This window comes from Halobacteria archaeon AArc-dxtr1, assembly GCA_025517425.1.
Taxonomy (GTDB): domain Archaea; phylum Halobacteriota; class Halobacteria; order Halobacteriales; family Natrialbaceae; genus Halostagnicola.
Genome location: JAOPJY010000002.1, coordinates 34,972 through 57,386, shown reverse-complemented (window position 1 = coordinate 57,386; position 22,415 = coordinate 34,972). Strand labels below are relative to the sequence as shown.

The 22,415-nt window shown below is 62.3% G+C and carries 28 protein-coding genes, 1 tRNA gene and 2 pseudogenes; 18 read left to right on the top strand and 13 right to left on the bottom strand.

Annotated features, from left to right (window positions below; genetic code table 11):
• The first annotated feature begins 59 nt into the window (after positions 1 to 59).
• Positions 60 to 965 (top strand): decarboxylating 6-phosphogluconate dehydrogenase, encoded by a 906-nt coding sequence (gene gnd, locus OB905_09170; GenBank protein ID MCU4926150.1) that lies wholly within the window; start codon positions 60 to 62, stop codon positions 963 to 965.
• Positions 966 to 1,058: 93 nt separating this feature from the next.
• Positions 1,059 to 1,451 (top strand): Hsp20/alpha crystallin family protein, encoded by a 393-nt coding sequence (locus tag OB905_09165; GenBank protein ID MCU4926149.1) that lies wholly within the window; start codon positions 1,059 to 1,061, stop codon positions 1,449 to 1,451.
• Positions 1,452 to 1,518: 67 nt separating this feature from the next.
• On the opposite strand, the gene OB905_09160 is transcribed toward OB905_09165, so the two are convergent.
• Positions 1,519 to 2,391 carry a RimK family alpha-L-glutamate ligase gene (locus OB905_09160; GenBank protein ID MCU4926148.1) on the bottom strand — a complete coding sequence of 291 codons (873 nt, stop codon included), beginning with the start codon at positions 2,389 to 2,391 and terminating at the stop codon, positions 1,519 to 1,521.
• An 83-nt stretch (positions 2,392 to 2,474) separates the two neighbouring features.
• The gene (locus OB905_09155) at positions 2,475 to 2,702 is read right to left on the bottom strand and encodes a hypothetical protein (protein MCU4926147.1); all 228 of its coding nucleotides are present in this window, start codon (positions 2,700 to 2,702) and stop codon (positions 2,475 to 2,477) included.
• A gap of 169 nt (positions 2,703 to 2,871) precedes the next feature.
• Here OB905_09155 and OB905_09150 point away from each other — a divergent pair, with 169 nt between their 5' ends.
• Together OB905_09150 and OB905_09145 are read left to right on the top strand one after the other, a co-directional pair.
• Positions 2,872 to 3,513 carry a helix-turn-helix domain-containing protein gene (locus OB905_09150; protein MCU4926146.1) on the top strand — a complete coding sequence of 214 codons (642 nt, stop codon included), beginning with the start codon at positions 2,872 to 2,874 and terminating at the stop codon, positions 3,511 to 3,513.
• Positions 3,514 to 3,760: 247 nt separating this feature from the next.
• Positions 3,761 to 4,468: a hypothetical protein gene (locus OB905_09145; GenBank protein ID MCU4926145.1), complete on the top strand. Its 708-nt coding sequence runs from the start codon at positions 3,761 to 3,763 to the stop codon at positions 4,466 to 4,468.
• A 58-nt stretch (positions 4,469 to 4,526) separates the two neighbouring features.
• Here the strand turns inward: OB905_09145 and OB905_09140 are convergent, their stop codons facing one another.
• Positions 4,527 to 5,057, bottom strand: coding sequence for a 50S ribosomal protein L16 (locus OB905_09140; protein MCU4926144.1), 531 nt, complete (start codon positions 5,055 to 5,057; stop codon positions 4,527 to 4,529).
• Positions 5,058 to 5,239: 182 nt separating this feature from the next.
• On the opposite strand from OB905_09140, the gene OB905_09135 reads away from it, so the two are divergent.
• Positions 5,240 to 6,592, top strand: coding sequence for a CBS domain-containing protein (locus tag OB905_09135; GenBank protein MCU4926143.1), 1,353 nt, complete (start codon positions 5,240 to 5,242; stop codon positions 6,590 to 6,592).
• A gap of 6 nt (positions 6,593 to 6,598) precedes the next feature.
• Here the strand turns inward: OB905_09135 and OB905_09130 are convergent, their stop codons facing one another.
• Positions 6,599 to 6,784 carry a hypothetical protein gene (locus OB905_09130; protein MCU4926142.1) on the bottom strand — a complete coding sequence of 62 codons (186 nt, stop codon included), beginning with the start codon at positions 6,782 to 6,784 and terminating at the stop codon, positions 6,599 to 6,601.
• A 33-nt stretch (positions 6,785 to 6,817) separates the two neighbouring features.
• A pseudogene (locus tag OB905_09125) lies at positions 6,818 to 6,967 on the bottom strand (GTP-binding protein).
• 101 nt (positions 6,968 to 7,068) lie between these two features.
• Here OB905_09125 and OB905_09120 point away from each other — a divergent pair.
• A complete protein-coding gene (locus tag OB905_09120; protein ID MCU4926141.1) occupies positions 7,069 to 8,319 on the top strand; it encodes an FAD/NAD(P)-binding protein in 1,251 nt (416 codons plus the stop codon).
• On the opposite strand, the gene OB905_09115 is transcribed toward OB905_09120, so the two are convergent.
• Complete coding sequence (locus OB905_09115) at positions 8,301 to 8,711, bottom strand: CopG family ribbon-helix-helix protein (protein ID MCU4926140.1); 411 nt, start codon at positions 8,709 to 8,711, stop codon at positions 8,301 to 8,303. The two genes, OB905_09120 and OB905_09115, sit on opposite strands and share 19 nt — an antisense overlap.
• A 100-nt stretch (positions 8,712 to 8,811) precedes the next feature.
• Here OB905_09115 and OB905_09110 point away from each other — a divergent pair, with 100 nt between their 5' ends.
• From OB905_09110 to OB905_09100, 3 genes are read left to right on the top strand one after another with little or no spacing between them, the layout of a single operon-like run.
• A complete protein-coding gene (locus OB905_09110; GenBank protein MCU4926139.1) occupies positions 8,812 to 10,020 on the top strand; it encodes a GTP-binding protein in 1,209 nt (402 codons plus the stop codon).
• Between the two features lies 1 nt (position 10,021).
• A complete protein-coding gene (locus OB905_09105; GenBank protein MCU4926138.1) occupies positions 10,022 to 11,248 on the top strand; it encodes a GTP-binding protein in 1,227 nt (408 codons plus the stop codon).
• Positions 11,245 to 11,925 carry a cobalt-factor II C(20)-methyltransferase gene (locus OB905_09100; GenBank protein ID MCU4926137.1) on the top strand — a complete coding sequence of 227 codons (681 nt, stop codon included), beginning with the start codon at positions 11,245 to 11,247 and terminating at the stop codon, positions 11,923 to 11,925. The genes OB905_09105 and OB905_09100 overlap by 4 nt, the downstream gene beginning before the upstream one ends.
• A 47-nt stretch (positions 11,926 to 11,972) precedes the next feature.
• On the opposite strand, the gene OB905_09095 is transcribed toward OB905_09100, so the two are convergent.
• Positions 11,973 to 12,761 (bottom strand): ABC transporter permease, encoded by a 789-nt coding sequence (locus OB905_09095; GenBank protein MCU4926136.1) that lies wholly within the window; start codon positions 12,759 to 12,761, stop codon positions 11,973 to 11,975.
• Between the two features lie 101 nt (positions 12,762 to 12,862).
• Between OB905_09095 and OB905_09090 the strand changes: the two genes are divergently transcribed.
• The 4 genes from OB905_09090 (at position 12,863) to arsB (ending at position 15,541) form a co-directional block, all read left to right on the top strand.
• Positions 12,863 to 13,243: a ribbon-helix-helix protein, CopG family gene (locus tag OB905_09090; GenBank protein ID MCU4926135.1), complete on the top strand. Its 381-nt coding sequence runs from the start codon at positions 12,863 to 12,865 to the stop codon at positions 13,241 to 13,243.
• 79 nt (positions 13,244 to 13,322) lie between these two features.
• Positions 13,323 to 13,712: a metalloregulator ArsR/SmtB family transcription factor gene (locus tag OB905_09085; protein MCU4926134.1), complete on the top strand. Its 390-nt coding sequence runs from the start codon at positions 13,323 to 13,325 to the stop codon at positions 13,710 to 13,712.
• Between the two features lie 108 nt (positions 13,713 to 13,820).
• Positions 13,821 to 14,264: a RidA family protein gene (locus OB905_09080; GenBank protein MCU4926133.1), complete on the top strand. Its 444-nt coding sequence runs from the start codon at positions 13,821 to 13,823 to the stop codon at positions 14,262 to 14,264.
• A gap of 164 nt (positions 14,265 to 14,428) precedes the next feature.
• Entirely contained in the window at positions 14,429 to 15,541 is a 1,113-nt protein-coding gene (arsB, locus tag OB905_09075) for an ACR3 family arsenite efflux transporter (GenBank protein ID MCU4926132.1), read from the top strand.
• 178 nt (positions 15,542 to 15,719) lie between these two features.
• Here the strand turns inward: arsB and OB905_09070 are convergent.
• Positions 15,720 to 15,791, bottom strand: a tRNA-His gene (locus tag OB905_09070).
• 121 nt (positions 15,792 to 15,912) lie between these two features.
• Here OB905_09070 and OB905_09065 point away from each other — a divergent pair.
• Positions 15,913 to 16,368 (top strand): DUF5814 domain-containing protein, encoded by a 456-nt coding sequence (locus OB905_09065; protein ID MCU4926131.1) that lies wholly within the window; start codon positions 15,913 to 15,915, stop codon positions 16,366 to 16,368.
• Positions 16,369 to 16,439: 71 nt separating this feature from the next.
• On the opposite strand, the gene OB905_09060 is transcribed toward OB905_09065, so the two are convergent.
• The 3 genes from OB905_09060 to OB905_09050 form a co-directional block, all read right to left on the bottom strand.
• Positions 16,440 to 16,832 carry a CopG family transcriptional regulator gene (locus OB905_09060; protein ID MCU4926130.1) on the bottom strand — a complete coding sequence of 131 codons (393 nt, stop codon included), beginning with the start codon at positions 16,830 to 16,832 and terminating at the stop codon, positions 16,440 to 16,442.
• 421 nt (positions 16,833 to 17,253) lie between these two features.
• Positions 17,254 to 17,880 carry a DNA-binding protein gene (locus OB905_09055; protein ID MCU4926129.1) on the bottom strand — a complete coding sequence of 209 codons (627 nt, stop codon included), beginning with the start codon at positions 17,878 to 17,880 and terminating at the stop codon, positions 17,254 to 17,256.
• A gap of 1 nt (position 17,881) precedes the next feature.
• Complete coding sequence (locus OB905_09050) at positions 17,882 to 18,811, bottom strand: replication factor A (GenBank protein MCU4926128.1); 930 nt, start codon at positions 18,809 to 18,811, stop codon at positions 17,882 to 17,884.
• A 180-nt stretch (positions 18,812 to 18,991) separates the two neighbouring features.
• Here OB905_09050 and OB905_09045 point away from each other — a divergent pair, with 180 nt between their 5' ends.
• Positions 18,992 to 19,303, top strand: coding sequence for a hypothetical protein (locus tag OB905_09045; GenBank protein ID MCU4926127.1), 312 nt, complete (start codon positions 18,992 to 18,994; stop codon positions 19,301 to 19,303).
• Between the two features lie 26 nt (positions 19,304 to 19,329).
• On the opposite strand, the gene OB905_09040 is transcribed toward OB905_09045, so the two are convergent.
• Both OB905_09040 and OB905_09035 read right to left on the bottom strand, forming a co-directional pair.
• Positions 19,330 to 19,560, bottom strand: coding sequence for an Lrp/AsnC ligand binding domain-containing protein (locus OB905_09040; GenBank protein ID MCU4926126.1), 231 nt, complete (start codon positions 19,558 to 19,560; stop codon positions 19,330 to 19,332).
• Between the two features lie 120 nt (positions 19,561 to 19,680).
• Positions 19,681 to 21,066, bottom strand: coding sequence for an alkaline phosphatase family protein (locus OB905_09035; GenBank protein ID MCU4926125.1), 1,386 nt, complete (start codon positions 21,064 to 21,066; stop codon positions 19,681 to 19,683).
• Between the two features lie 208 nt (positions 21,067 to 21,274).
• Here OB905_09035 and OB905_09030 point away from each other — a divergent pair.
• The 3 genes and pseudogenes from OB905_09030 (at position 21,275) to OB905_09020 (ending at position 22,386) form a co-directional block, all read left to right on the top strand.
• Positions 21,275 to 21,511, top strand: a pseudogene (locus OB905_09030) (DDE-type integrase/transposase/recombinase).
• A 201-nt stretch (positions 21,512 to 21,712) separates the two neighbouring features.
• Positions 21,713 to 21,988, top strand: a complete 276-nt coding sequence (locus tag OB905_09025) for a PadR family transcriptional regulator (protein ID MCU4926124.1) — start codon at positions 21,713 to 21,715, stop codon at positions 21,986 to 21,988.
• A 92-nt stretch (positions 21,989 to 22,080) separates the two neighbouring features.
• On the top strand, positions 22,081 to 22,386 hold the full coding sequence (locus OB905_09020) for a hypothetical protein (GenBank protein MCU4926123.1): 306 nt from the start codon (positions 22,081 to 22,083) through the stop codon (positions 22,384 to 22,386).
• The last annotated feature ends 29 nt before the right edge of the window (positions 22,387 to 22,415 follow it).

Genomic DNA, 22,415 nt, shown 5'->3' with positions numbered 1-22,415 from the left:
CTGAACCGTTTTCGCCACGAATCACAACCACTACCTCACCCCACCACCGAGAGACGCGCATGCAACTGGGCGTCATCGGACTCGGACGGATGGGACAGATCGTCGTCGACCGCGTGCTCGAAGCCGGCCACGATGTCGTTGCCTTCGACCTCGAACCGGAAGCCGTCGCGACGGCCGCCGACGCCGGCGCCGATCCGGCCGACTCGATCTCGGATCTCGCAACGAGCCTCGACGACGGGGACCGGAAGCGCATCTGGCTGATGGTGCCCGCCGGCGGGGCCGTCGACGCCGCACTCGACGAGCTCGAACCCCACCTCGATGCCGAGGATATCGTCGTCGACGGCGGCAACTCCTACTTCGAGGACTCGGTGCGGCGCGCCGAGTCCTGCCCCGCGGCCTACCTCGACTGTGGCACCTCCGGCGGCCCGGCCGGCGCGGAACTGGGCTTCTCGCTCATGGTTGGCGGTCCCCAAGAGGCCTACGCCGAACTCGAACCGGCGTTCGATGCGGTCGCGACCGGCCCCGACGGTCACGAACACATGGGGGCTGCGGGCTCCGGGCACTACGTGAAGATGGTGCACAACGGCGTCGAGTACGCGCTGATGCAGGCCTACGGCGAGGGGTTCGAGCTCCTCCACGAGGGTCGGTACGATCTCGACTTAGAGAACGTAGCCTCCGTCTGGAACAACGGTGCGGTCATCCGCTCGTGGCTCCTCGAACTCTGCGAGGAGGCGTTCCGCGAGGAGGGGACGGACTTGGGCGACGTCGCCGACCGGATCGAGGGCGGCTCGACGGGCACCTGGACGGTCCAGGAGGGGCTCGAACAGGAAGTGCCCGTGCCGCTGATCTACACCGCCCTCGCCGAACGATTCGGCTCGCGGGCTGACGACGGCCGGTTCGGCCGCCGACTCGCCAGTCGACTGCGGTACGGCTTCGGCCGCCACGAGGTCCCGAGACGAGAGTGAGACGGCGAATCAGTCGGCTCCGTCTCCCCCAAAGCCGTGCGAACAATTAACGGCGACAGAAGGTTTTTGCCGTGGGCGCCACTACGTGCTTGCATGCGACGAGATGACCGCGACGAACCCTTTGACGACCTGTTTCGTGAACTCGAGCGGATGATGAACGAGATGATGGATGGGGGGAACGTCGAGTTCAACTCCAGCGGCGCCGACACCGGCTTCGGCTCGGACACCCACGTCGACGTCCACGAGGGCGAGGACGAACTCCGCGTCGTCGCCGACCTTCCCGGCGTCGAGAAAGACAATATCGATCTCGAGTGCGACGGCGAGACGCTGACCATCTCGGCCCAGAGCCGCCACCGACAGTACGACGAGCGCATCTCGCTGCCGACCCGCGTCAACGAACACACCGCCGCCGCCACGTACAACAACGGCGTTCTGGAGGTCGTCTTCGAGCCCGCGGACGTCTCCTCGGACATCAGCCTCGAGTAACACCTCTTCGTCGCGTCGGTTCTCTTCGTTTTGTGAAGTGTGCGAACGACGTGCCCCTGAGCCGTGCTTATCTTTCGCTCGCGGCCGCCTCGATTGTGGCCGCCAGGCGGTCGTAAAATCCCGGCTCGTACTTGGTCTCTGCATCGATCGTCGGCCGCGCGTTCGTCTCGCCGACCACGACTCGATCGTCAGTGACCAGCAGGTCGACCCCGAGAAACGGGATCTCGAGCTCGCTGGCCACGCTCTCTGCCAGTTCCCGGAGGTCGGGTTGCAGGTCGACCCCCGTTGCCACGGCTCCGCGGTGGACGTTGTGCTTCCATTGCCCCTCGGCGACCGCATCGTCGGGCAACCGACGTTCGACGGCGCCGACGTACTCGCCGTCGAGTACCATCACGCGGTAGTCGGTGGCGTCAGGGAGGTACTCCTGGACGAGAAAGGACCGATCGCCGGTCGCCCGGTAGTCGTGGACCAGTGAGAGGTAGTCACAAATCCCCAGAAAGGAATCGACGTCGTGGGCCTTCGCGACGCCGACGCCCCGCGTCGTCGAGTTCGGTTTGACGACCACCGGTGGGTCGAACCGCGCGAAGACGTCGGCCAGTTCGGCCTCGCCCACCTCGTTCGAGACGTAGACGGACCTGGGAACCGGCAGATCCGCCCGCCCGAGACGAGCCAGTACCGCCGCCTTGTTCCGGGAGGTCAGCACGTCGCGTCGGTCGTTGAGCCACGGAATATCGAGCAGTGCGTCCGCAACCCCGCCTTCCATCACCCGCCCGGGATAGACGAAGCCAACGTCGTAGTCGCCGGGCGACCAGGGCGGGTCCGAGAGATCGACCGTGCGCTCGCTCGCGGGCACGTGGTGGACTGTGATCTCTCGCTCGGCCAGCGGTTCGCGCATCCGCTGGAACGTCTCCTGGTCGTTGGCGACGGCGAGCTCGATCATACCCTGACTCGGGACGGGACCGGCAAAAAAGAGTCGCTGACCGCGGTGTCACGTCGTTGCGGTCGCTGGTTAGCGACGAACGCTCAGGGTGAGCGCTCGGATCGGTGGGTCCGGATCCATCGCCGGAGGACGGCCTCCTTCCAGAGGAGCATCCCCGAGAGTGCCAGCCCCGGGAAGACCAGACCCTGGATCAGTAGCTCCGCGGCCCACACGTCCGAGAGCGGCGAGTAGAGATAGCTCCCGAGAGCGACGGCGAACAGCACGTGAATCGAGCGATGGATCGATCGGTCCCACGGCAGCGACGTCGTCACGGACCCATCACTCCCGGTGGTCGTCTGTCGACCGTTCTTTGAGTCACGATTCGGTGCGTTCCACAGCGGTCGAGTTGCGTCATGGGACATCGTTTATTCGCTGGGGTTACGAACGTCTGCCCAACATGTTGGCCAGCCCACTCACGAATTCGAGAGGGGAGAGAGCTCGATGATCGAGGCACGATTTCGGCTGCAACTGCCGACCGATCTCTGGATCACCGAGGTTTCGACGTCGTTTCCGGACGCGACGTTCAGACTACTCACTGGCGTACCGATTGGGGACACTGCGCTCGAACTGGGCGAGATCACGGCTTCGGACCCCGAAGCGGCCGGTGAAGCCGTCCAAGACCACCCGGACGTCGTTGCCTACGATCGGCTCTATCTCGACGACCAGCGGACGATCGCACAGTACGAGGCGACCGAACAGCAACTCTACGCGTTTCTCGGTGATTCGTCGCTTCCGCCGGAGTTTCCGGTCACGGTCCAGAACGGTGCCATGGAGTTCGACGTGACCGCAACGCGCGATCACTTCGAGATGCTCGGCGCCGGGCTGGACGCGACCGGCTACGAGTACGAACTCCTCTCGGTGGTCGAAGGTCGAGATCCAGACGCGCTGCTGACCGATCGCCAGCGAGAGTGCGTGACCGTTGCACTCAGGGAAGGCTATTTCGAGGTTCCCCGGTCGTGTACACTCGAGGACGTCGCCGACCGAATCGGCGTCGACAAATCGACAGCGAGCGAGACGATCCGTCGCGGTGCTGCCGAGATCCTTGAGTGGTTCCTCGTCGGGCGGCGTCCGCACCCAGCGTAGTCCGGCTGTCCGACCGTGCTGTTGCCTGCTCGACTCAGGTCCGGAGTTCGCCCGTCTCGATAGGCCCAACATGTTGGGCTAACTTCCACGGCGATACAGCCTGGATGGGAGAGCAATGGACTCCGCCGAGAACCAGCCTACTGATCACCGCCCGGCGAGCAGGCTCGTACCCTGGGTACGGCTACGGAGCGTGAGTGCAGAACTGAGACGCCGAAACGGAATTCTCTGGGGCGTCTCACTTGCACAGATGATCCTGTTCGCCGCGTTTCTGGTTGGCATCGTGATTGACGCGCGAACCGTCGGTGGTGACCCGGTGTGGCTCAAACCAGCGACGTTCGCGGCGTCGATCGCCATCTTCACTGCGACGCTCGGCTGGATCGGAACGCACCTCCCCGTCAGTGATCGATTCCTTCGAATAGTTTCGATCGGCGTTGCAGTCGCCGCGTTCGTCGAAATCGTGCTCATCGGTGGCCAGGCAGGTCGCGGCGTCGAGTCACATTTCAACGACTCGACGACTCTCGACCTGTCGATCTATGTGGTAATGGGTGTCACGATCCTCGTGATGACCTTGCTGGTCGGCTGGCTCCTCGTTCGGTCGTGGGGCCGCTCGTTCGATGTTTCCCCGGCGTTTGCCTGGGGTATCCGGCTCGGAATCTTGCTGTTCGTCCTCGGTGCGCTCGAGGGTCTAGCGATGGTCGCGTTCGAGACCAGCGCGCTCGATGGCGGCGCGACGATTCCCGTCGTCGGGTGGGCGATAGCGGGGGATTTCCGTGTTGTACACTTCCTCGGCCTCCATGCCTTGCAGGTGCTTCCGCTCGGTGGCTACCTCGCCGGAGTTGCCGGCGAGCGTGGTCTCCTCGAGCGACCCTCCCGAGCAGTCGTTCGGTTCGGCGTCGGCTACGCGCTGCTCCTTCTGGTGGCGTTCGTGCAAGCAGTTTCCCCCGTGTTCCCGTGAGCACTGCGTTGCCGGTGGCTATCGAGCGAGGGATACGCGTGAAAAGCGGGTCGGTCGATTACGCGACCAGCAACTCTTCGCCGCGCTCGACGACGATGCGACACGGCGGCGAGATCTTGTTGTACGAGCGTCGCAGCGCGTCCTTTGCGAACTCGGCGTCGTCGACGTCACACCAGATCGTGAAGATGCGCTCGCCGGCCTGGATTCGCGCGGCCGTGCCGACGATCTTCCCGAAGGACTGGCGCATTCCGTCGGAAACACGGTCTGCACCCGCACCCGTCGCCTGCTTGTTCTCCCGGATGACGTGGTGGGGGAACTTCCGGAGGATCATCTTGTAGTTGCCCTCGCCAGCGTTTTTGAGCATGTGGCGGTTTGCCGAGAGGCGGGATGCCTCGAGGCTGCCGTGGCGAATCTGGACTTCCTCCTCGGTGACGAGGCTGATCTGGACGGGGTACTCGTCGGGGTCGGTGCCGACGTCGCCCATCTTGTGCTGTGCGATCTTCGAGCCGGGGATCCCAGTGATGTACTCGCGGCGCGTGTACGCCGGCTTACTGATCTCCCGGTACATGGAGGCTGGCTTGTCTGACATGGTGGTTACTTACGAAAACGGAGTGCTACCGCGCGGATAAAGGCTTCGAACCGAATTCGACTGCCTCCGCCGACCCCTCGACGCGAGTCGTCTCGTCAGCGAGGCTCGGCGCTCGGTTACAGCGGCCGGTCGTTCGGTATGCCGTCGGCGTGTTTAAGGCGCTTCCACCGGTATCGTGACACATGTGGAAGAGCTTTCGGATCGGCTCGGTGTTCGGAATCCCCATCAAGCTCGATCTCACCTTCTTGTTGATCCTTCCCCTGTTCGCCTATCTCATCGGCGTCGAGATCGGCGCGCTCGTTACGATCTTGAACGAAACGATGGGTGCCGGCATCGACCCGGAGGCGGTCACCGGCGGGACCACGCCCTGGCTGCTCGGCTTCGCCGCGGCCATCGGCCTCTTCGCAGGCGTCTTGCTCCACGAACTCGGCCACTCCGTGACGGCACAGCGGTACGGCTTCCCGATCGACTCGATCACGCTCTGGCTGCTTGGTGGCATCGCTGCGCTCTCGGAGATGCCCGACGACTGGCGTCAGGAGTTCAACATCGCCCTCGCCGGCCCGATCGTCAGCGTGCTCGTCGGCGTTGGCTCCTACGTACTGTTTTTGCTCACGCCGGAGTCGATCGACGGCGCCCGGTTCGTCCTCGGATATCTCGCGGTGTTGAACGTCGCACTCGCCATCTTCAACATGCTCCCCGCGTTTCCGATGGACGGCGGTCGAATCCTGCGAGCTCTCCTCGCACGAAATCGGCCATACGCGCGGGCCACCCAGCAGGCGGCGGGCATCGGGAAGTTCTTCGCGGTGCTCATGGGATTGTTCGGCCTGCTCGCGTTCAACATCGTCCTCATCGCCGTCGCCTTCTTCGTCTACATCGCCGCCTCCAGCGAGGCCCAGCAGGTGACGATGAAGGCGGCCTTCGAGGGAGTAACCGTCAGCGACATCATGACCCCTGTCCGTGATCTCCACACCGTTGATCCGGAAACGAGCGTCGCCGAACTCATCGGACGGATGTTTTCGGAGCGCCACACCGGCTACCCCGTCCTCGACGACGGCCGACTGGTCGGTCTGGTGACGCTCTCTGATGCCCAGGAGGTCCGCCCGGTCGAACGCGACGCCTACACCGTCGGCGACGTCATGACCACCGATCTGGAGACGATCGGTCCTCATTCTGACGCGATGACTGCGATCCAGCGAATGCAGTCGGAGGGGATCGGTCGCCTGCTGGTGGTCGTCGATGCCGACACTGTGATCGCCGACTCGACATCCCCGTCCGAGAGCGGATTCGGCCCGTTCGACTCCGGATTCGGTACTGGCGACTCCGGATTCGGTACTGGCGATTCCGCAGGCGGGTTCGGCGATTCCGATCCCAGCGTGGGGGAATCGGAGTCAGAACACGTCGGCGCCGAAACCACCTCGCCGCGCCACACAGACGACGGCGAGAGCGACTTCGTGGGGCTGATCTCCCGGTCCGACCTCATGACCGCGCTCAACATCATCCGCGAGAGCGGCGCGAGCGCGCCGACGGAGACGTAACACCGCTCACCGCACGTCGTCAAGCGCCACGTACGAACCCTCCTCGGCCGAGATCCAGCTCGTCGTCAGCCGCCGCGGGACGGACGTATCGAAGATCGTACAGACATCTGGTTGCGTCTCGTTCCGTTCGATGCGGGCCCGACAGTCGGGCGGGCGCAGATCCTCGCCGTCTGGATCGGAGCGTGAACGCATCGCTGGCACTCAGTCGGCGAGTCCGACTTCTCGTTCGGCGTCGACGCTGACCTCGCCCATCTCGTTGACGAGGACGGCGAGGTCGAGGTCTGTACCCGCTCGAATGAGGTGATTCAACGTCGTCGTCTTCCCCGCGCCCAGCGTCCCGGAGAGGACGGTAACCGGTGTCGAGTTGCTACCCATATGATGGTACTATCGCCCACAGTTATGTTATGTCTTATTATCTGAACCACTATTTTTATTAAACACGCCGACCTCTCCCGAGATGAACGGATCAATTTCGCATGGCCACCTCACAGCACTCATCAACGATCGACTGCGTCGTCGTCGGCGGCGGTATCCACGGAACCTACCTCGCACAGCGACTGCTCGACGAAACACCCATCGAATGGGACCAACTTGCGATCGTGGACCCGAACCAACGCCTCCTCGCTTCGTTTCGGAAGAAAGCCCGCGCCTGCGGGATGTCGGCGCTTCGCTCGTCGTTCGTTCACCATCTCGGCACCGAACCGTTCGGCCTCGAGTCTTACGCGGAGTCCGTCGGCCGGGAAGACGATCTCGTTCCAACGGTCGACTACCCGCCGCGGCCGACGCTCGATCTCTTCCTCGAGTACGCCGATTACGTCATCGAGCGTCGCAATCTCGAATCGCTTCATATTCAGGCCCATGTCGACGCGATCCGCGACCACTCCGATGGATCTGGCCTCCGACTCGAGACCGACCACGGTCCGATCGACGCGCGCCGCTGTGTGCTGGCGATCGGCCATGGCGGTCGGTATCACCGACCCGACTGGGCTGCAGGGGTTGACCGCGTCACTCACGTCTGGGACGGGTTCGATCCCGCTGCCGACGTCTCTCGGACCGCAGTTGTCGGTGGCGGAAGCACCGCAGCCCAGCTCGCGCTCGACCTGACTGAGACTCAGTCGGTGACGATGGTGAGTCGCCACCCGCTCGAGTGGGAGATCCCAGAGGCCGATCCGCCCTGGATCAACTGGTCGCACGTCGAACGGGAGCTTCACGTCCACCCGCCGGGCTCCCGGCGACGGCTCGACGTCGTCGAGGAAGCCAGGTACGACGCGTCGGTTCCGACCTACCTCTACGATGCCTTCGACCGCCGGCTGGGAGACGGTTCACTCACGCTCTCACAGGGCGAGGTGGAGGCGTGTCGCGTCGAGAACGAGTCGGTTCGCCTCCGTCTCGCGGACGGTGCGCCTGTCGATGCCGACCGGGTCGTCCTCGCGACCGGGTTCGAGCCCGTCTTCGACCATCCCTTCGTCGACCGTGTCGCCGATGCGCTCTCGCTAGCCCGTGGTCACCGGGAGATGCCCATTCTGGACGACGAGACGCTTGCGTGGCGGCGAACCGACGGCGAGTCCGCTCCCCTCTACGTGTCGGGTGCACTGGCGCTGGGAACCGTCGGTCCGTACGCGCCAAATATCCCTGGTGCGAGACGAGCCGCGGACCGAATCTCGTCGGCGATCGCCCGTCACGCGGCTTCGACGGCGCCGAGGCCCGGTTACGCCAGCGCGCGCTGATCCGGGGGAAGGATGGCGTACTCGACGGTGCTCACTCCAGACACGCTCCGAAGCTTCGAGACGAACGCACCGACCTCTTCGACCGTCCCCTCAGCGACGAACAGTTCGAGACACGCATCGCCCGCGTGGCTGTGGACGTTCGACGTGACCAGCTCTTGATGGCTGTGTCGCAGTTCAGATAGCCGCGTTTCGGCGTCGGTCTCGTGGCCAAACACCGTCGTAATCGTCGCGACGATCGGCTCCCCCCCGAGTTCTGGCTCGTCGAACTCCGTGAGTAGGCCGCGCGCTCCCTCTCTCATGGCCTCGCTTCGCCCACTGTATCCGTACTCGTCGATGAACGTATCGAGTTCCTCGAGTAGCGATTCGGGCATGGACACGCTGACTACCGGCATTGTTCGGACGTCACGGCCGATGCGGATATGTTTTGTTATGACACTACTCTCAGTTCGTAATAACTAACAACTTAGTATCTTGGTGTGGTAAATTGGCCCGATGTCGGACACAATTCCAGTTACCGTCCTCTCGGGCGCCCTCGGCGCGGGCAAGACGACCACGCTCAATCACGTGCTCACGGCCGACCACGGCTACGACGTCGCCGTGCTGGTCAACGACATGGGTGAGGTCAACGTCGACGCCGAACACGTCGAGCGCCAGTCGGAACTCTCCCAGCGCGACGAGGAAATCATCGAGCTCTCCAACGGCTGTATCTGCTGTCGCCTTCGGGGCGACATGCTGGAGGCGGTTTGTTCCCTCGCTCGGAACCGCGAGTTCGACTACCTACTGGTCGAGTCGTCCGGTATCTCGGAGCCGATCCCCGTCGCCCAGACGTTCGCCCTCGGATTCGAAGACGCCGACTACGATCCGACCCAGGACTACCACCTCGACACCATGGTTTCGGTCGTCGATGCCCACGCGATGTACCAGGGCTTTGACTCCGGAGCCACGCTGGTCAGCGACGACTCGGCCGAGGGGACCGATCGCGTTCCTGAGACGGTGTTGATGGACCAGATCGAGTTCTGTGACGTCCTCTTGCTCAACAAGTGTGACCTGGTTCCCGACGCCGAACTCGACGAGATCGAGGCCGTACTCGGCGTCCTCCAACCGCGGGCCGAGATCGTTCGCACTGAGTTCGGTCAGGTCGACCCGGGTGAGATCCTCTCGACCGGCCGGTTCGACTTCGAGGTCGCCCAGGATTCGGCCGGCTGGAAGCACGAGCTTCAGGAGGGTCACCACCACGACGCAGCCGCCGAGGAACACGGCGTCGAGTCGTTCATCTTCCGCGCCGACCGGCCGGTTCACCCCGCACGCTTCGCTGACCTCCTCCGGGAACTTCCCGACGCGATCATCCGCGCGAAAGGCTTCTTCTGGTCGGCGGGTCGAGAGGATATCGCGATGGGACTCGACAAGGCTGGCCAGTCCGTTCGCGCAGGTCCAAACGGCCGCTGGATCGCGACCCTTCCCGCCGAACAACAGGAACGATATCGGCAGGCGCTGCCTGACCTCGACGACGAGTGGGACGAACAGTGGGGTGATCGCGGAACCGAACTCGTGTTCATCGGCCGTGAATTCGACCCGTCCTCGCTCGAATCGCGTCTCGAGGAGACAGTGCTCTCTGCGGAGGAGATGGACGCCGATTGGGAGGCGCTTCCTGACCCGTTTGGCCGCGACGAGCAGCGCGAACTCGCGCTCGCAGACGACTGAGATGACAGTTCCAGTCACCGTCCTCTCGGGTGCCCTCGGCGCGGGCAAGACGACCACGCTCAATCACGTACTCACGGCCGATCACGACGCCGAGATCGCTGTCGTCGTCAATGACATGGGCGAGGTCAACGTCGACGCCGACCTCGTCGAGCGACGCGTCACGGACGACGGCGAGGTCGTCGAACTCTCGAACGGTTGTATCTGCTGTGGCATTCACGGCGAGTTCGAGCGAGCGATCGTCGACCTCGCGCGCTCCGAGTCGTTCGAGTACCTGCTGGTCGAACCCTCCGGTATTTCGGAACCGGCGCCCGTCGCCCGGCAGTTCGTCCACGGTCACGCGGGTGCGTTTTACGACCTCCACAGCGTCGCGACCGTCGTCGACGCCCGGCAGTTCCACGACGCCTTCGCCGGCGGCGTGGTCTCGCGGCACGGCGCCGACGACGGCGACCGGCCGCTCTCGGATCTCATCGCAGCCGGTGTCGAATTCTGCGATACGATCGTCCTCAACAAGGTCGACCTCGTCGACCAGACAGAGCGCCAAGAGGCGATCGACCTTCTCCGCACAGTCCAGCCCGACGCCGAGTTACTCACGGCCGAGTTCGGCCATGTCGAACCCGAAGCGCTGCTCGCTCCCGACGCTCGCTTCGACCTTGAATCCGTCTCCACCTCGGCGAGCTGGAAGCGCGCGCTCGAACACCATCGGGAGCACGACCACGACGACGGACATCCAAATCACGAGGCAGATGAACACCACCACAGTACAGACGACGATGACCACAGCCACGCTCACCCACCAGAAGAGTACGGCGTCGAGAGCTTCCTCTACGAGGCTCGTCGGCCGATGCACCCTAAACGGCTGCACGAGACATTTGCCGAGCTTCCGACGAGCGTCGTGCGCGCAAAGGGGTTTCTCCACGTCGCGGGGCGGCCGGACCACGCCCTGACGCTCTCGCTTTCCGGCCCCGAGGCCCATATCGAGGTCGTTGGCCGGTGGATCGCATCGCTTTCAACTGACCGTCAGGAGCGATATCAGGACGACGAGGCGATCGACTGGGACGAGCAGTACGGCGATCGCAAGACCGAACTCGTCGTAATCGGCCGAGAGATGGATATCGATGATATCAATGCTCGGCTCGACGACTGTCGATGCACTGAGATGGAGCTCGAAGATCAGGCCACGATGGAGAATCCGTTCCCGGCTCGGGAGGGGGAGACGCTCCAGCTATGACGCTGTACGGTATCGGACTTGGACCAGGTGACCCCGGACTCGTGACCGTCCGCGGGCGTGAGATCTTAGAGCGCGCCGAAGCGGTCTACACCCCCGGCAGACTCTCTAGACGCGTCGCCAGCGAGTACGTCGAGCCCTCCCAGCTCGCCGACCTCGAGTTCCCGATGACCCGCGACGAGGACGAACTGCGCCGCGCCTGGAAGGACGCCGCCGAGGTCGTCGCACCCGCGGCCCGCGAGAGTGACGTCGCGTTCGTCACCCTCGGCGATCCGAACGTCTACTCGACGTTCGGTCACCTCAGACGGACGCTCGAGCGATTTCATCCCGATGTATCGGTCACCGTCGTTCCAGGGGTCTCGACCGTCACCGCGTTCGCGACCGCCCTCGACGTCGAGATCGCCGCGGGATCCGAGCTGACGCTTCGGGAGGCCGCCGACGGCGCCGCACCCGTCGGTCCCGACAGGATGGTGCTGTTCAAAGTTACCGACGTCCCGGAAACGCACCGAAAACTCGTCGATGCGGGATACGACGTCCACTACGGTCGCCGACTGTTCATGGACGACGAGGAGACGGTGCTTACCGACGATCCCGACGAACTTACAGACCGAGACTACTACACCGTCGCCTACGCAGAACGCGCGGATCTGGAGACGGACGCTCCCGACCTGTTCGAGTAATCGTTGCGGATCATCGCTCCCGCGATCGATTTGCGACGATCAAACTCTCAGAAGAGACCCAGCACGAATCCCAGGCCGACGCCGATGAGGACGATTCCGGTAAGTGTCGGCAGGTACGGCGTGTAGCGCTCGATGCGCTCCCGATGGGTTTGGTAGCCGGCGATCAACAGCAGCGTCGGCACGAGGATGGCGACGATCACGGCAAGCGAGTAGATCAGCATCAGTTCCAGGCAGAACGGCGTCCCCGCACAGATTGCTAAGATCTGGATCGGTTCTTCGTGAGCGAACCCGAGCACCAGCGCCGTGACACCGAGGGTCCACAGCCCGCCCTCGGCGTGTGCGCTGGTGAAGTGTCCGTGGCCGCCGTCGAGTCCGGGACCTCCATCGGTGTCGTGGTTATGATCGTGCTGGCTGTCGTGGTCGTGGTGATGCTCGTGATCGTCATGGTCGTGACCGTGGTCATCGGTACCGTGCCCGTGATCGTCATGGTCGTGTCCGTGGTCATCCGTACTGTGACCGTGATCGTCATGGTCGTGACTGTGTCCTCCCCACACCAGCTCGTAGACGCCGAGCGCGATCAGCAGGCCGCCAGCGAGGGGCTTCATCCACGGCCCCTCGGCGAAGGCCGCAAAGGAGCTAAACCAGTAGTAGGCGAGCACGAGCGCGACGCTGCTGATCAGATGCCCGATTCCGAGGACCAGCGCCGCAACCGTCCCCTGTAGCCACTGTCGCGGCCGCTCGAGCGCGTACAGCGCAGCGATCGGCCAGCCGTGATCGGGCAACACGCCGTGGACGATTCCGAGGGCGACCACGCCAGCCACTAGCCCGATATCCATACCGCACACTCGGGACACGTCGCGTAAACAGCTTGTTACTACCGATCCTGGGATTTCGTACTAATGAAAGCGATAATGTGGTCGCGGCCGCTGGTTCAGGTATGCGAACGAGCTTAGCCGTCCCCGACGACGCGCTCGCGGAGTTCGACGCCACCTGGCAGGCGGAGGGCCTCGATTCGCGCTCGCGAGCGATCCGCGAGGCGATGGCCGAGTACGTCGAGCGTCACGAGGTCCTCGAAGACGTCGAGGGGACCGTCACCGGCGTCGTCGTCTTCGACTACGAACACGAGCGCGTCATCGAGCGCCTCCACGCCGTCCAGCACGACCACCAGGAGACGATAATCTCGACCAGCCACGCCCACAACGGCGACTGGTGTCTCGAGACGCTGTTCGTGAAAGGCGATGCCGAAGAGGTCAGACAGCTCATCTACCGGTTGAAGGACTTCGACGGCGTCCAGCGGGTTCGATCGATGTTCTTGTAACAAGTCCCTGCTGGGTTCTCTTCTCGAAAATGACTTGCTGACAGAGCGCTTATTTCAGCTCCGCCACAACTATCTCATAATGTCTGAATCAGCCGACCGACTCCGTCGCTATCTCGAAGACGAACTCGGAGAGTGCCGAAACGAGGACCTTCAGAAGCGTCTCGCTGAGCTCGACAGTTTGGAATCAGTGCTCGATGTGCGTATTATTTCAAAAGACGTTCAAACGCTGTCTGCGCTTGGTAACGAGACGCGATACCGACTTATACGACTCCTCGTCGAAGCCGATGGGGCGCTTTGTGTCTGTGAAATCACACCGCTCGTCGATGTTAGCGATAGTGCTGTGAGCCACGCACTCTCTACCCTCGCTGACGCTGGTCTCGTGACGAAACGAAAAGAGGGACGATGGCGCAAGTATCAGGCAACGAGCCGTGCAAATGCACTGCTGACCGTCCTCGACGGGTCTCGGTAATTTCCACTTCGATTGCTGACCTGAGAAAATACGTATTGTCTACCTGGTCCGGATCGGACCAGTACTTATTTATTTGAGCGAGCGTTCAATTGATCTGTGCCTCAATCAATGTCGGATGATCAGGCGGTAGATGCTGCGTCCTCCGAACCGGAGACTACCCCTCTCGAAAGAGTTAGTAGCGAAAGTAAGCGACAGCGCGAGGGATCAGGAAGTGGGTCAGCGTACGGTGTTCGAACGGGTGAGTCAGACCTGCTCTTCTTCGAGGGGATTCTTCCCGAGGAATCTGGTGTTGTGATGAACGAACACTCAATTAAAGACCAAGCCGACCTGTGTCTCGACCGGCTCGAATCGATGCTGTCAGCACGGGATCGCACACTTGAGGATGTGATGAAAATCGAGGTGCAGTTGACTGAGATAGACGCACGGGCGGCTGTTGATGCGGTGTATCAGGCCAGATTCGACGGAACATATCCACCACGTACGACCGTTGGCGTCTGCTCACTCCCTGGCAACGCTGCTGTACAACTCGATGTAATCGCTGCTGACGAATAAGATTCCATTTACATTAATGGGCATAGACAACCTTCCGATACGAGTAGCGTGTCGAATTGGTGCAGTGATTGGTCGCTGTCAGTCGGAGGTCGGTTACCGTGGGTAGTCTTAAACACGAACACGGGGCAGACTGCGACTGTCCGGACTGTGGTGATCCGCGGTCGATGGATTTCCTCGACAAGTACCTGACCGTCTGGATCTTTCTCGCGATGGGACTGGGAGTCAGTCTAGGGTACGTCACTCCAGGGATCGTCGATCCGATCCAAGACTACTACCTCGTCGAAATCGGTCTGATTGCGATGATGTACCCGCCGCTGGCGAAGGTCAACTACGGCCAGCTGCCGCGGGTGTTCAGCGCGTGGCGTGTACTCAGTTTGAGTCTCATCCAGAACTGGCTGATCGGACCGACGCTGATGTTCGCGCTCGCGGTGATCTTCTTTAGCGGTCTCGTCCCGCCGTTTCCGGCCCATCCAGAGTACTTTCTCGGGTTGATCTTCATCGGAATGGCCCGCTGTATCGCAATGGTGCTCGTCTGGAACGACCTCGCCGACGGCTCCTCGGAGTATGCTGCTGGACTGGTTGCGTTCAACAGCGTCTTCCAGATCATCACCTACGGGGTGTACATCTGGTTCTTTGCGCTGTTTCTGCCACCACTATTGGGCATGGACGCGCTGGTCGCCGGCATCGGGACCTTCGACATTACGATCGCACAGGTGTTCTGGGCGATCGCGATCTTTCTCGGCATTCCCTTCGCCGGTGGGATTCTGACCCGGGTCGGTGGCGTTCGATCCAAGGGTGAAGAGTGGTACGAAAAACAGTTTGTCCCGAAAATCAGCCCCATCACACTGATCGCGCTCCTGTTTACGGTCATCGTGATGTTCGCCACGCAGGGAGAGAACATCCTCGCCCAGCCAACCGACGTCGTCTGGATTGCCGTCCCGCTGACGATCTACTTCGTGCTCATGTTCCTCGTGAGCTTCGCGATGGGACGGGGTATCGGCGCAGACTACTCGACGACGACGGCCATCGGCTTCACCGCGGCGTCGAACAACTTCGAACTCGCGATTGCGGTCGCCGTCGCCGTCTTCGGCGTCGGATCCGGTGTCGCATTTGCGACCGTTGTCGGCCCACTGATCGAGGTGCCCGTCCTCCTGGCGCTGGTCAACGTGGCCATCTACTTCCAGCAGAAGTTCGACTGGACTGGCTACGAAACCGGTCAACTCGAGAATACGACGTCTGCGACCGACGACTTGACGTCGCCAGAAGCAGATGATTGATTCGATTGTCGTTTCCAGGAGGTGATCTCGGTAGGATTCCTGCGGCTCGCGGATTTCTCGCCGAAGGAAGTCCGGGTGCGAGAATCGAACCACGGTCGTTTCGCTCACTGCGTTCGCTTCACTCCCTGGTTCGATCTCGGTCGGACTTTCGACTCCTCCGTGAAGTCGTCGTCAGAAAGTCCGGGTGCGAGAATCGAACCCGCGTCTCAGCCTCCACAAGGCTGAAGGATAACCACTACCCCAACCCGGACACGGTGTGCATTGATACGTACTCGTGGAGCGAGTGAAATACATTACGTTCTGGCCGACGCCGTGTGAGTGGCTGGCGAACGGTGGGCTTTTTTCGCTCGCTCGCGTAGCTCCGCCAACCCGTGGCGATCACCGACAAGATCTACGTCAAGAACCACCGCCAGCTGAGCTCCCAGCTCGAGACGAACATCCCGAAGGGGGCGTTCAAGGGTGCGACGCTCGATATCCTCTTTCGAGGCGACGGACTCGAGAAGTTAGACGATGCGACCCGAGACCGCGTCCTCGACTTCGCTGAGGACTTTCTGGACTGTGGCTGCGACGACAACCCCTACTGTGGCTGTCCGGAACGGAAGTTCGTCAGCTACTTGCTCGACCTGCGAGCCCAGGGACTCGGCCCCGACGCCATCGTCGACGTGATGAGCGACGACTACATGGTCTATGCCTACCCCGGCGACGTGCTCTCCTTTCTCGACAACGCGGTTCGAACGCTCGAGGCGGCCGAAGGGCTGGCCCGCGTCGACGGTGCCCCAGAGAAGCGCGAGGAGATTCGACAGGCAGCAACCGAACTGACTCGGTAGCTGGCCGATTACCTAGTAGCTGGTCGACCACTCGATACCTGCTCGGCTAACGAGTCCGTCTAGTATCACCCCTACCGTAACTGGAAGGACTCTTCCTCGTCTAACTCGTCGAGCAACAGGACGTCGTCGCCGCCGTCTTCGAGTTCGTCGCGTAGATCCGCAACGTAGGCCTTGTGCTCTTCTAACTGCTCGCGGAGGTGTTCGGCCTCGAGCTCGAGACGTTCGTGCTCGCGGACGAAGCTCTTTGGCACTTCGACAGACGGTGGGAACGTCGCCTCCGATTCCGTTTCGCCGCGTTTGGCGTCAGGGACGACGGTCACTTGCCCGTCGTGTTCGACCAACAGGTCGACGTAGTCGCGAAAGACGGCCGAAAGCGAGATATCACGTTCCTCGGCGATATCCTGCAGCGACTCGAAGGCGTCCTCGTTCACCCGGAACGAGATCGTCTTATTCTTGTTCCCCATCACCAGTCCATCAGTGTTCGGAACACTTAACGATTCGTCAGACAGGCTCGATGTCGACGATCGGTCCGCAGAACTCAACTTTCGTGTTTTGTTGCCGGCCTCGAGGGTGATGTGGGTACGCCGACGAGTCCTGTCCGGCCGTCCGTCCCGTCGGCGCTTTTCGCTGCCGTCGAGTCGCCAGTCTCGTCGGTCGGTGAGTCGTCTCCACTACCTCCGGGCAGCGTCGGCTGGTGGTCCCATATCGGTTCTCGCCGTCGGTCGGTCTCTCAGGGTCGATTCCGCTGTTGAACAGCCAGTGTACTGTGATCGCCCTCGGCCAGGACTGTGTCTTCGGTGCCGAAGCGCTGTACTCACGCTCCGCTGGTAGTCACAGCGTCGAAAAACGGGAGCGTATGGTGTGTCGTCCGCGGATTTTCCCTGATCAGGCCGTCGCGTCGGCCTCCTCGAGACTCTCTAGGGCCTGGACGACCGCACGGCGGTAGTTCTCGACGGGCGAGTCGTACTGCTCGCGGGCCATCTGGGCGTACTCGTTTCCGGGTGCGGTCGAGCCATTCTCGGGCGCTTCCTGCTCTGCTTCCCACGCTTCGAAGGACTCGATACGGTCGAGCGTCCGCTCGGCGGTTTCGACCACCCAACGGTCACGGGTGGCGGCGTCGACGACCGCGATGGTCTCCGGCCGGAGCGAGACGTTGACGGTGCCGTCGTCGGTCTCGTAGGTCCGGGGTTTGCCGACGACGGTTACATACGCTGGCGGTTCCGCGTCTCGGAGGACGGCGGCGGCCTCGGGCTGGTACTGGCCGGCGTAGACGAAGAACGTTCCCGTCGGGTCGACGACGCGGCCGCGCCAGTACTCGCTTTCCTCTCCGACGTCTTCGGTCTCGGTCAGGGTGCCAGAGACGAAGACGCGATTGGCGCGGTCGCCCGTTGGAAGCAGCGCGTAGTTCGGCGCGCGCTCGTCGTCGCTCTCTTTGAACGCGTACGTTGCATCGTTGAATTCGGCGGCGAAGGCGCGGCGTGCGACCTCGCGGGTGAGTTGTGCCTGGCTCATCTCACATCGACCTCGCTTTAATCAGCAGTTCCTCGGCATCGACCGGCCCGTCGAGTTCGGAGACGTCGTCGGCCAGTACGTACCGGCCGAACGTCGGCCCCTCGACGCGGTAGTAGGTGCCGAGGATCGTCTCGCCAATCTCGTCTGCGACGACCGTCGTGTCGAGGGCGTCCATCGCCATCTCCTTTGCCTCCTCGAGACTAATTCCCGTCAGCGATTCGGTGGCCTCGGCGTCGAAGATCACCTCGTGGGCGTCGATGCCGTCGTCGAGGACGCCCTTGATCCGGAGATCGAACTCACCTTCTCCCTCGCCGTGTTCGTTACAGCGCCCGTTTTGGAGGACGCGGGTGCAGTCGTCTTCGGGGCAGCGCTTGATCAGCCCGGAGCCACTTTGCATGTCGACGAGCGCGCCTTCGACTTCGCTCGTATCGTCGCCGACTTCGATCTCTTCATCGAGTTCCTCGATGACGGTTGTGCTGTTGAGTTTGACCGAGTACCGGCCCTGATACTCGTCGGTGACGACGTTCCGAAGCTCGTAGACACCGCCTTCCTCGAGCGCCGGGAGGTCGGATTTGGCCCACTTGGTGAACTTGATCGTCCCCGTCGGATCGCCGAGCAGGCCCACCTGTGCGACGGAGTCGCTGCGGGGGTCCCACAGCTCAATCACTTTTGCGGTCAGGTCGATCCACTCCTCGGGTTCGTCGACGTCCTCGACGCTGACGGCTTCGCTGCCACCGCTCGCGATGTCTTCGCGCTCTAGACCCGCCTCCTCTAGGTAGTGGTTCGTGACGCTGCGGCGTGCCTCGTCGATCGGTACTTTGTATTCGCCGACGAGGGTGTGCAGTCGCTCCTCGACGTCGTCGACCGAGACGTCGATATGGTCTGAAAACTGGTCGTGTACGTCTTCTGCGTGTTGTCGTACGTCGCTCATAGTGTCTCGCCTCCTCCTGGGTTTCACTGGGAGGCACATCGAGTTTCGCTCCCGATGGTATTTAAACTGCCGCCACCGGAGCGAAAGTGGTTCGATCGCGACCGCTCGCGCCCGAGTTCCGTTCCAGGCCCGATTTCGGCGACGAACCTATGTGTCTCCCGGTCGAACCACGGGCGAACGATGGCAGACGAACGGCGGCTCGAGCGCTTCTTGCGCTCGAAGCTCCAGCAGGTGGGGTCGCAGTACGAGGAGTTCCGGCGCTCGACGGACGCCCAACTCGACGAGGCCCGGGGCGCCTACGAAGTGGCCAAGAACGCGCATGCCCTTCCGACTGACGAGAAGGGGCGTGCCCGAATCGTCTGCCGGCGCTACGCCGAACAGCGAGCCGCGAAACTCGACGATCAGTACCGGCCGGCCTGTTACGAGGCCGATCATCCGGATTGCGAAGGCTGCGCCGAGGACGTCCGCGCCGGTCGGATTGAAACCTGGTAGCCCCGGAGTTCGGTTTATCGCTTCCCTTACTGGAGCACCATAGACGTTCTGGTGGGGCCGGCGCCTTCGAGTGAGTGGATCTCCTCTGTGACCACCGTTAGTAGATCTTGCGTCGAGCCCGCCTCGACGGTCGCGATGATGTCGAACTCACCGGCAACGATGTTCGCCCGTTCGACCCCCTCTATTTCCCGAAGATTCGCCAGCACTGACTGGGACGTTCCGGCCGCGGTCATCATCAGCAGATACGCTTCTACCATCGATTCACCTCGTCTACCCGCGGCAACCGGCGGCTACTGTCTGCTCTGTGACTCATCTGTAATCAGCACTCCCACACCGTCCAGCGATAAATAGGGCCGGTGGCTCCGTCGGATGGCGACCTACGAGCGGTACTGCTCGAGAAGCCACGGTTTAATGTCGGTCATCGCCGGTTCCTCCGGTGCCCTCAGGTCGGGGCTGAGGAGCACGGGCCCCTCTTCTGGCGAGGCCGGCGGCAGCCCGTGACTCCCCTCAATCAGCGAGGCGTCGAGCGGAATCAGGCTCATCCGATAGCGGAACCCGAGCTTCTTTTTCGCCAGGATGGCGGCCGCCTTGAGCTTCGGGAAGCGAAGCTCCGGATCGTAGAACATCTCGACCGGGTCGTAGCCGGGCTTATCGTGGATTGCGACGCTCCGTGCGTAGTCGGGCGCGCGGTCGTCGTTGAACCAGAAGTAGTAGGTAAACCAGCTGTCGCGTTCGGCCAGCGCGACCAGCTCTCCGGATCGTGGGTGATCGAGGCCGTGTTCTTCCTTTTCCGCCTCACCCCAGACCTCGCCGACGCCGTCGACCTCGGAGAGGAGGGACTTCACCGCCGGAATCTGGTCGGGATCCCGGACGTAGACGTGGGCGACCTGGTGGTCTGCGACGGCGAACACCTCCGACTGGTGGACGTCGAGTTGCTCACCGAACGGTCCGTACCGCACCTCCAGCCAGCCCTGTTCGCGGAACAGCCGGTTCAGGTGAACCGGCCGGGAGACAGGCGTGATGCCGTACTCCGAGAACAGCACGAGCTTCGTGTCGGTTTCCTCGGCCGCCTCGCGGATCCGTCCGACGTACTCGTCGAGCGTCGCGAGCGCCTCGCGGGACTTTCGGTGATCCGGTCCGTACTTTTGGAACGGGTAGTCGAGCACCGGCAGGTACGAGATCGTCAGATTGGGCTGGCGCTCCCGGAGCGTCTTCGCCGTCGCGTCGGCGATCCACTCGGAGGCGTCGGGACCCGACTGTGGTCCCCAGAACGTGTGGAACGGGAACTCCCCGAGGTCGTCCTTCAGGTCCTCTACGTACGAGCCCGGCGCGCCGTGGATGTCGAACTCTTTGCTGCCGTCGGACCCGTACCACGGCTTCGGGATCACCCGATAGTCGGCGTCGAGTGCGCCCTGGCTGAACCACGAGAAGATCAGCGCGGTGGTAAACGAGTCGCCGAACTCCTCGGTTGCCGCCTCGTAGATCGTTTCCCCCTGCATCAACTGGCGCGCCTGCTGCCAGACGCGGATCTCCTGGGTGTCGTACAGCCAGCCGTTGGCGACGGCACCGTGCTCGGCTGGCTCCGTACCAGTCAGGACCGATGCCTGTGGGGTGAGCGTGACGGCCGGGGTAACCCCCTCCAGTGGCTGCGCGCCGCTTCCACCCTCCTCCTCAGCCATCGACTGTAAGACCGGCGTGTGGTCGCCGATTAGTTCCGGCGTGAGGCCGACGGCGTCGATCAGACAGATACGCGTCGACGTCATTGCGGCCTCCGTGGCGTGATGGCGACAGCCCCGTCGGTTTCGCCCCCGCTATCCACTGCGTGGGACGACCCCATCCTGTTTGGGTGCCGGTTCGCCGCGGTTGCACTGCGTACCAGACTGTCCATACTCCAACGCATTCGAACCTAGTTACTAAACTGGTACCCTTCTTCTGACTCCCGTGTGCGAGATGAAATTGGGAAGATGAAGAGAGGGGTCTTGGTTGTACGCTGCAATAGACACCGAGACGAAGCTGGTTCTCGATCTCGCGTTGTTTGGTCGACATGGCACCGATCCGGCAGCTGCGTTTCTGCATCGACTTGACGAGAAATACGATCTCTCCGACACCGTATCTCTCGTGGATCAATTCGGCTATCGGACTACCCTTGCTCGATTTGGATTGGGCAGCCGGGTCACCTACACCGAGCGAACCCTCATCGAAAAGTATCGAAATGATAACTGATGAGATACGCAACCGGGTCCGCCGGGAGTGGCGTCAGTTGCGCGGCGATTTGCTGTCGCCGCTCCTCCTCGGCTTGGCTCTGAGGCTGTGCACTACAATTGTCAGTTGTGGACATTCATCGGATAGCTACGTTCCATGTTATGCGGGAAAAATAACAAATACATATCCGTTGGATTTTCTCGCAGGATGAACGACCTCACCGGCTTCCAGCGTGATCTCCTGTACGTGATTGCAGGTGCCGACCAGCCATCGGGCCAAGACGTGAAAGAAGATGCTGAGGCGTACTATGAGGGGGAAATCAACCATGGTCGGTTGTATCCGAACCTCGACACACTCGTGAATAAAGAGTTGGTCGAGAAAGGGCAACTTGATCGGCGGACGAACTACTACGCTATTACCGACGCGGGAAAACAGACTCTCCAGGAGCGACGGGAGTGGGAAGAGCAATACGTTGACGTTTGATCCGTGCGGTATTCGCCAGAGCATTACGTTCACCGATTCCTACTTTTTTACCGACAAGAAGGGTTATAACGGCGGAATCGAGTTTTCTACTCATGTCACCTGAAACTGGTTTGCCAAATCTCGTGACGATCGTTGGACGCGGTGTTCCATCGAACTACGAAATCACCGTCGACGGCGATATCGAACTGGTAGGGACCGAATCGCCCGAGAAATCTGCAGTCGTGACGGACCACAGTGCGGAAGGGGCAGTCGATACTGGCGTGCTACGGTTCCGGTTTTCTGGGGAGATGGCGAACGTCCGGCTCGTCGACTGGAACGGAGTACCCGCACCGGACTCACCGAGCACACCGGATGTCCACGTCGACTACCACGCTCCTGAACGGGCGGGCAGGAACTAGTCGAAACCCACCTCCACGTTCGAATCGAC

Excerpts from the sequence above, each read along its gene's own strand:
- gnd (MCU4926150.1), top strand. The coding sequence starts at position 60 with ATGCAACTGGGCGTCATCGGACTCGGACGGATGGGACAGATCGTCGTC.
- OB905_09165 (MCU4926149.1), top strand. The coding sequence starts at position 1,059 with ATGCGACGAGATGACCGCGACGAACCCTTTGACGACCTGTTTCGTGAA.
- OB905_09160 (MCU4926148.1), bottom strand. The coding sequence starts at position 2,391 with ATGATCGAGCTCGCCGTCGCCAACGACCAGGAGACGTTCCAGCGGATG.
- OB905_09150 (MCU4926146.1), top strand. The coding sequence starts at position 2,872 with ATGATCGAGGCACGATTTCGGCTGCAACTGCCGACCGATCTCTGGATC.
- OB905_09145 (MCU4926145.1), top strand. The coding sequence starts at position 3,761 with ATGATCCTGTTCGCCGCGTTTCTGGTTGGCATCGTGATTGACGCGCGA.
- OB905_09140 (MCU4926144.1), bottom strand. The coding sequence starts at position 5,057 with ATGTCAGACAAGCCAGCCTCCATGTACCGGGAGATCAGTAAGCCGGCG.
- OB905_09135 (MCU4926143.1), top strand. The coding sequence starts at position 5,240 with ATGTGGAAGAGCTTTCGGATCGGCTCGGTGTTCGGAATCCCCATCAAG.
- OB905_09130 (MCU4926142.1), bottom strand. The coding sequence starts at position 6,784 with ATGCGTTCACGCTCCGATCCAGACGGCGAGGATCTGCGCCCGCCCGAC.
- OB905_09120 (MCU4926141.1), top strand. The coding sequence starts at position 7,069 with ATGGCCACCTCACAGCACTCATCAACGATCGACTGCGTCGTCGTCGGC.
- OB905_09115 (MCU4926140.1), bottom strand. The coding sequence starts at position 8,711 with ATGCCGGTAGTCAGCGTGTCCATGCCCGAATCGCTACTCGAGGAACTC.
- OB905_09110 (MCU4926139.1), top strand. The coding sequence starts at position 8,812 with ATGTCGGACACAATTCCAGTTACCGTCCTCTCGGGCGCCCTCGGCGCG.
- OB905_09105 (MCU4926138.1), top strand. The coding sequence starts at position 10,022 with ATGACAGTTCCAGTCACCGTCCTCTCGGGTGCCCTCGGCGCGGGCAAG.
- OB905_09100 (MCU4926137.1), top strand. The coding sequence starts at position 11,245 with ATGACGCTGTACGGTATCGGACTTGGACCAGGTGACCCCGGACTCGTG.
- OB905_09095 (MCU4926136.1), bottom strand. The coding sequence starts at position 12,761 with ATGGATATCGGGCTAGTGGCTGGCGTGGTCGCCCTCGGAATCGTCCAC.
- OB905_09090 (MCU4926135.1), top strand. The coding sequence starts at position 12,863 with ATGCGAACGAGCTTAGCCGTCCCCGACGACGCGCTCGCGGAGTTCGAC.
- OB905_09085 (MCU4926134.1), top strand. The coding sequence starts at position 13,323 with ATGTCTGAATCAGCCGACCGACTCCGTCGCTATCTCGAAGACGAACTC.
- OB905_09080 (MCU4926133.1), top strand. The coding sequence starts at position 13,821 with ATGTCGGATGATCAGGCGGTAGATGCTGCGTCCTCCGAACCGGAGACT.
- arsB (MCU4926132.1), top strand. The coding sequence starts at position 14,429 with ATGGATTTCCTCGACAAGTACCTGACCGTCTGGATCTTTCTCGCGATG.
- OB905_09060 (MCU4926130.1), bottom strand. The coding sequence starts at position 16,832 with ATGGGGAACAAGAATAAGACGATCTCGTTCCGGGTGAACGAGGACGCC.
- OB905_09055 (MCU4926129.1), bottom strand. The coding sequence starts at position 17,880 with ATGAGCCAGGCACAACTCACCCGCGAGGTCGCACGCCGCGCCTTCGCC.
- OB905_09050 (MCU4926128.1), bottom strand. The coding sequence starts at position 18,811 with ATGAGCGACGTACGACAACACGCAGAAGACGTACACGACCAGTTTTCA.
- OB905_09045 (MCU4926127.1), top strand. The coding sequence starts at position 18,992 with ATGGCAGACGAACGGCGGCTCGAGCGCTTCTTGCGCTCGAAGCTCCAG.
- OB905_09040 (MCU4926126.1), bottom strand. The coding sequence starts at position 19,560 with ATGGTAGAAGCGTATCTGCTGATGATGACCGCGGCCGGAACGTCCCAG.
- OB905_09035 (MCU4926125.1), bottom strand. The coding sequence starts at position 21,066 with ATGACGTCGACGCGTATCTGTCTGATCGACGCCGTCGGCCTCACGCCG.
- OB905_09025 (MCU4926124.1), top strand. The coding sequence starts at position 21,713 with ATGAACGACCTCACCGGCTTCCAGCGTGATCTCCTGTACGTGATTGCA.
- OB905_09020 (MCU4926123.1), top strand. The coding sequence starts at position 22,081 with ATGTCACCTGAAACTGGTTTGCCAAATCTCGTGACGATCGTTGGACGC.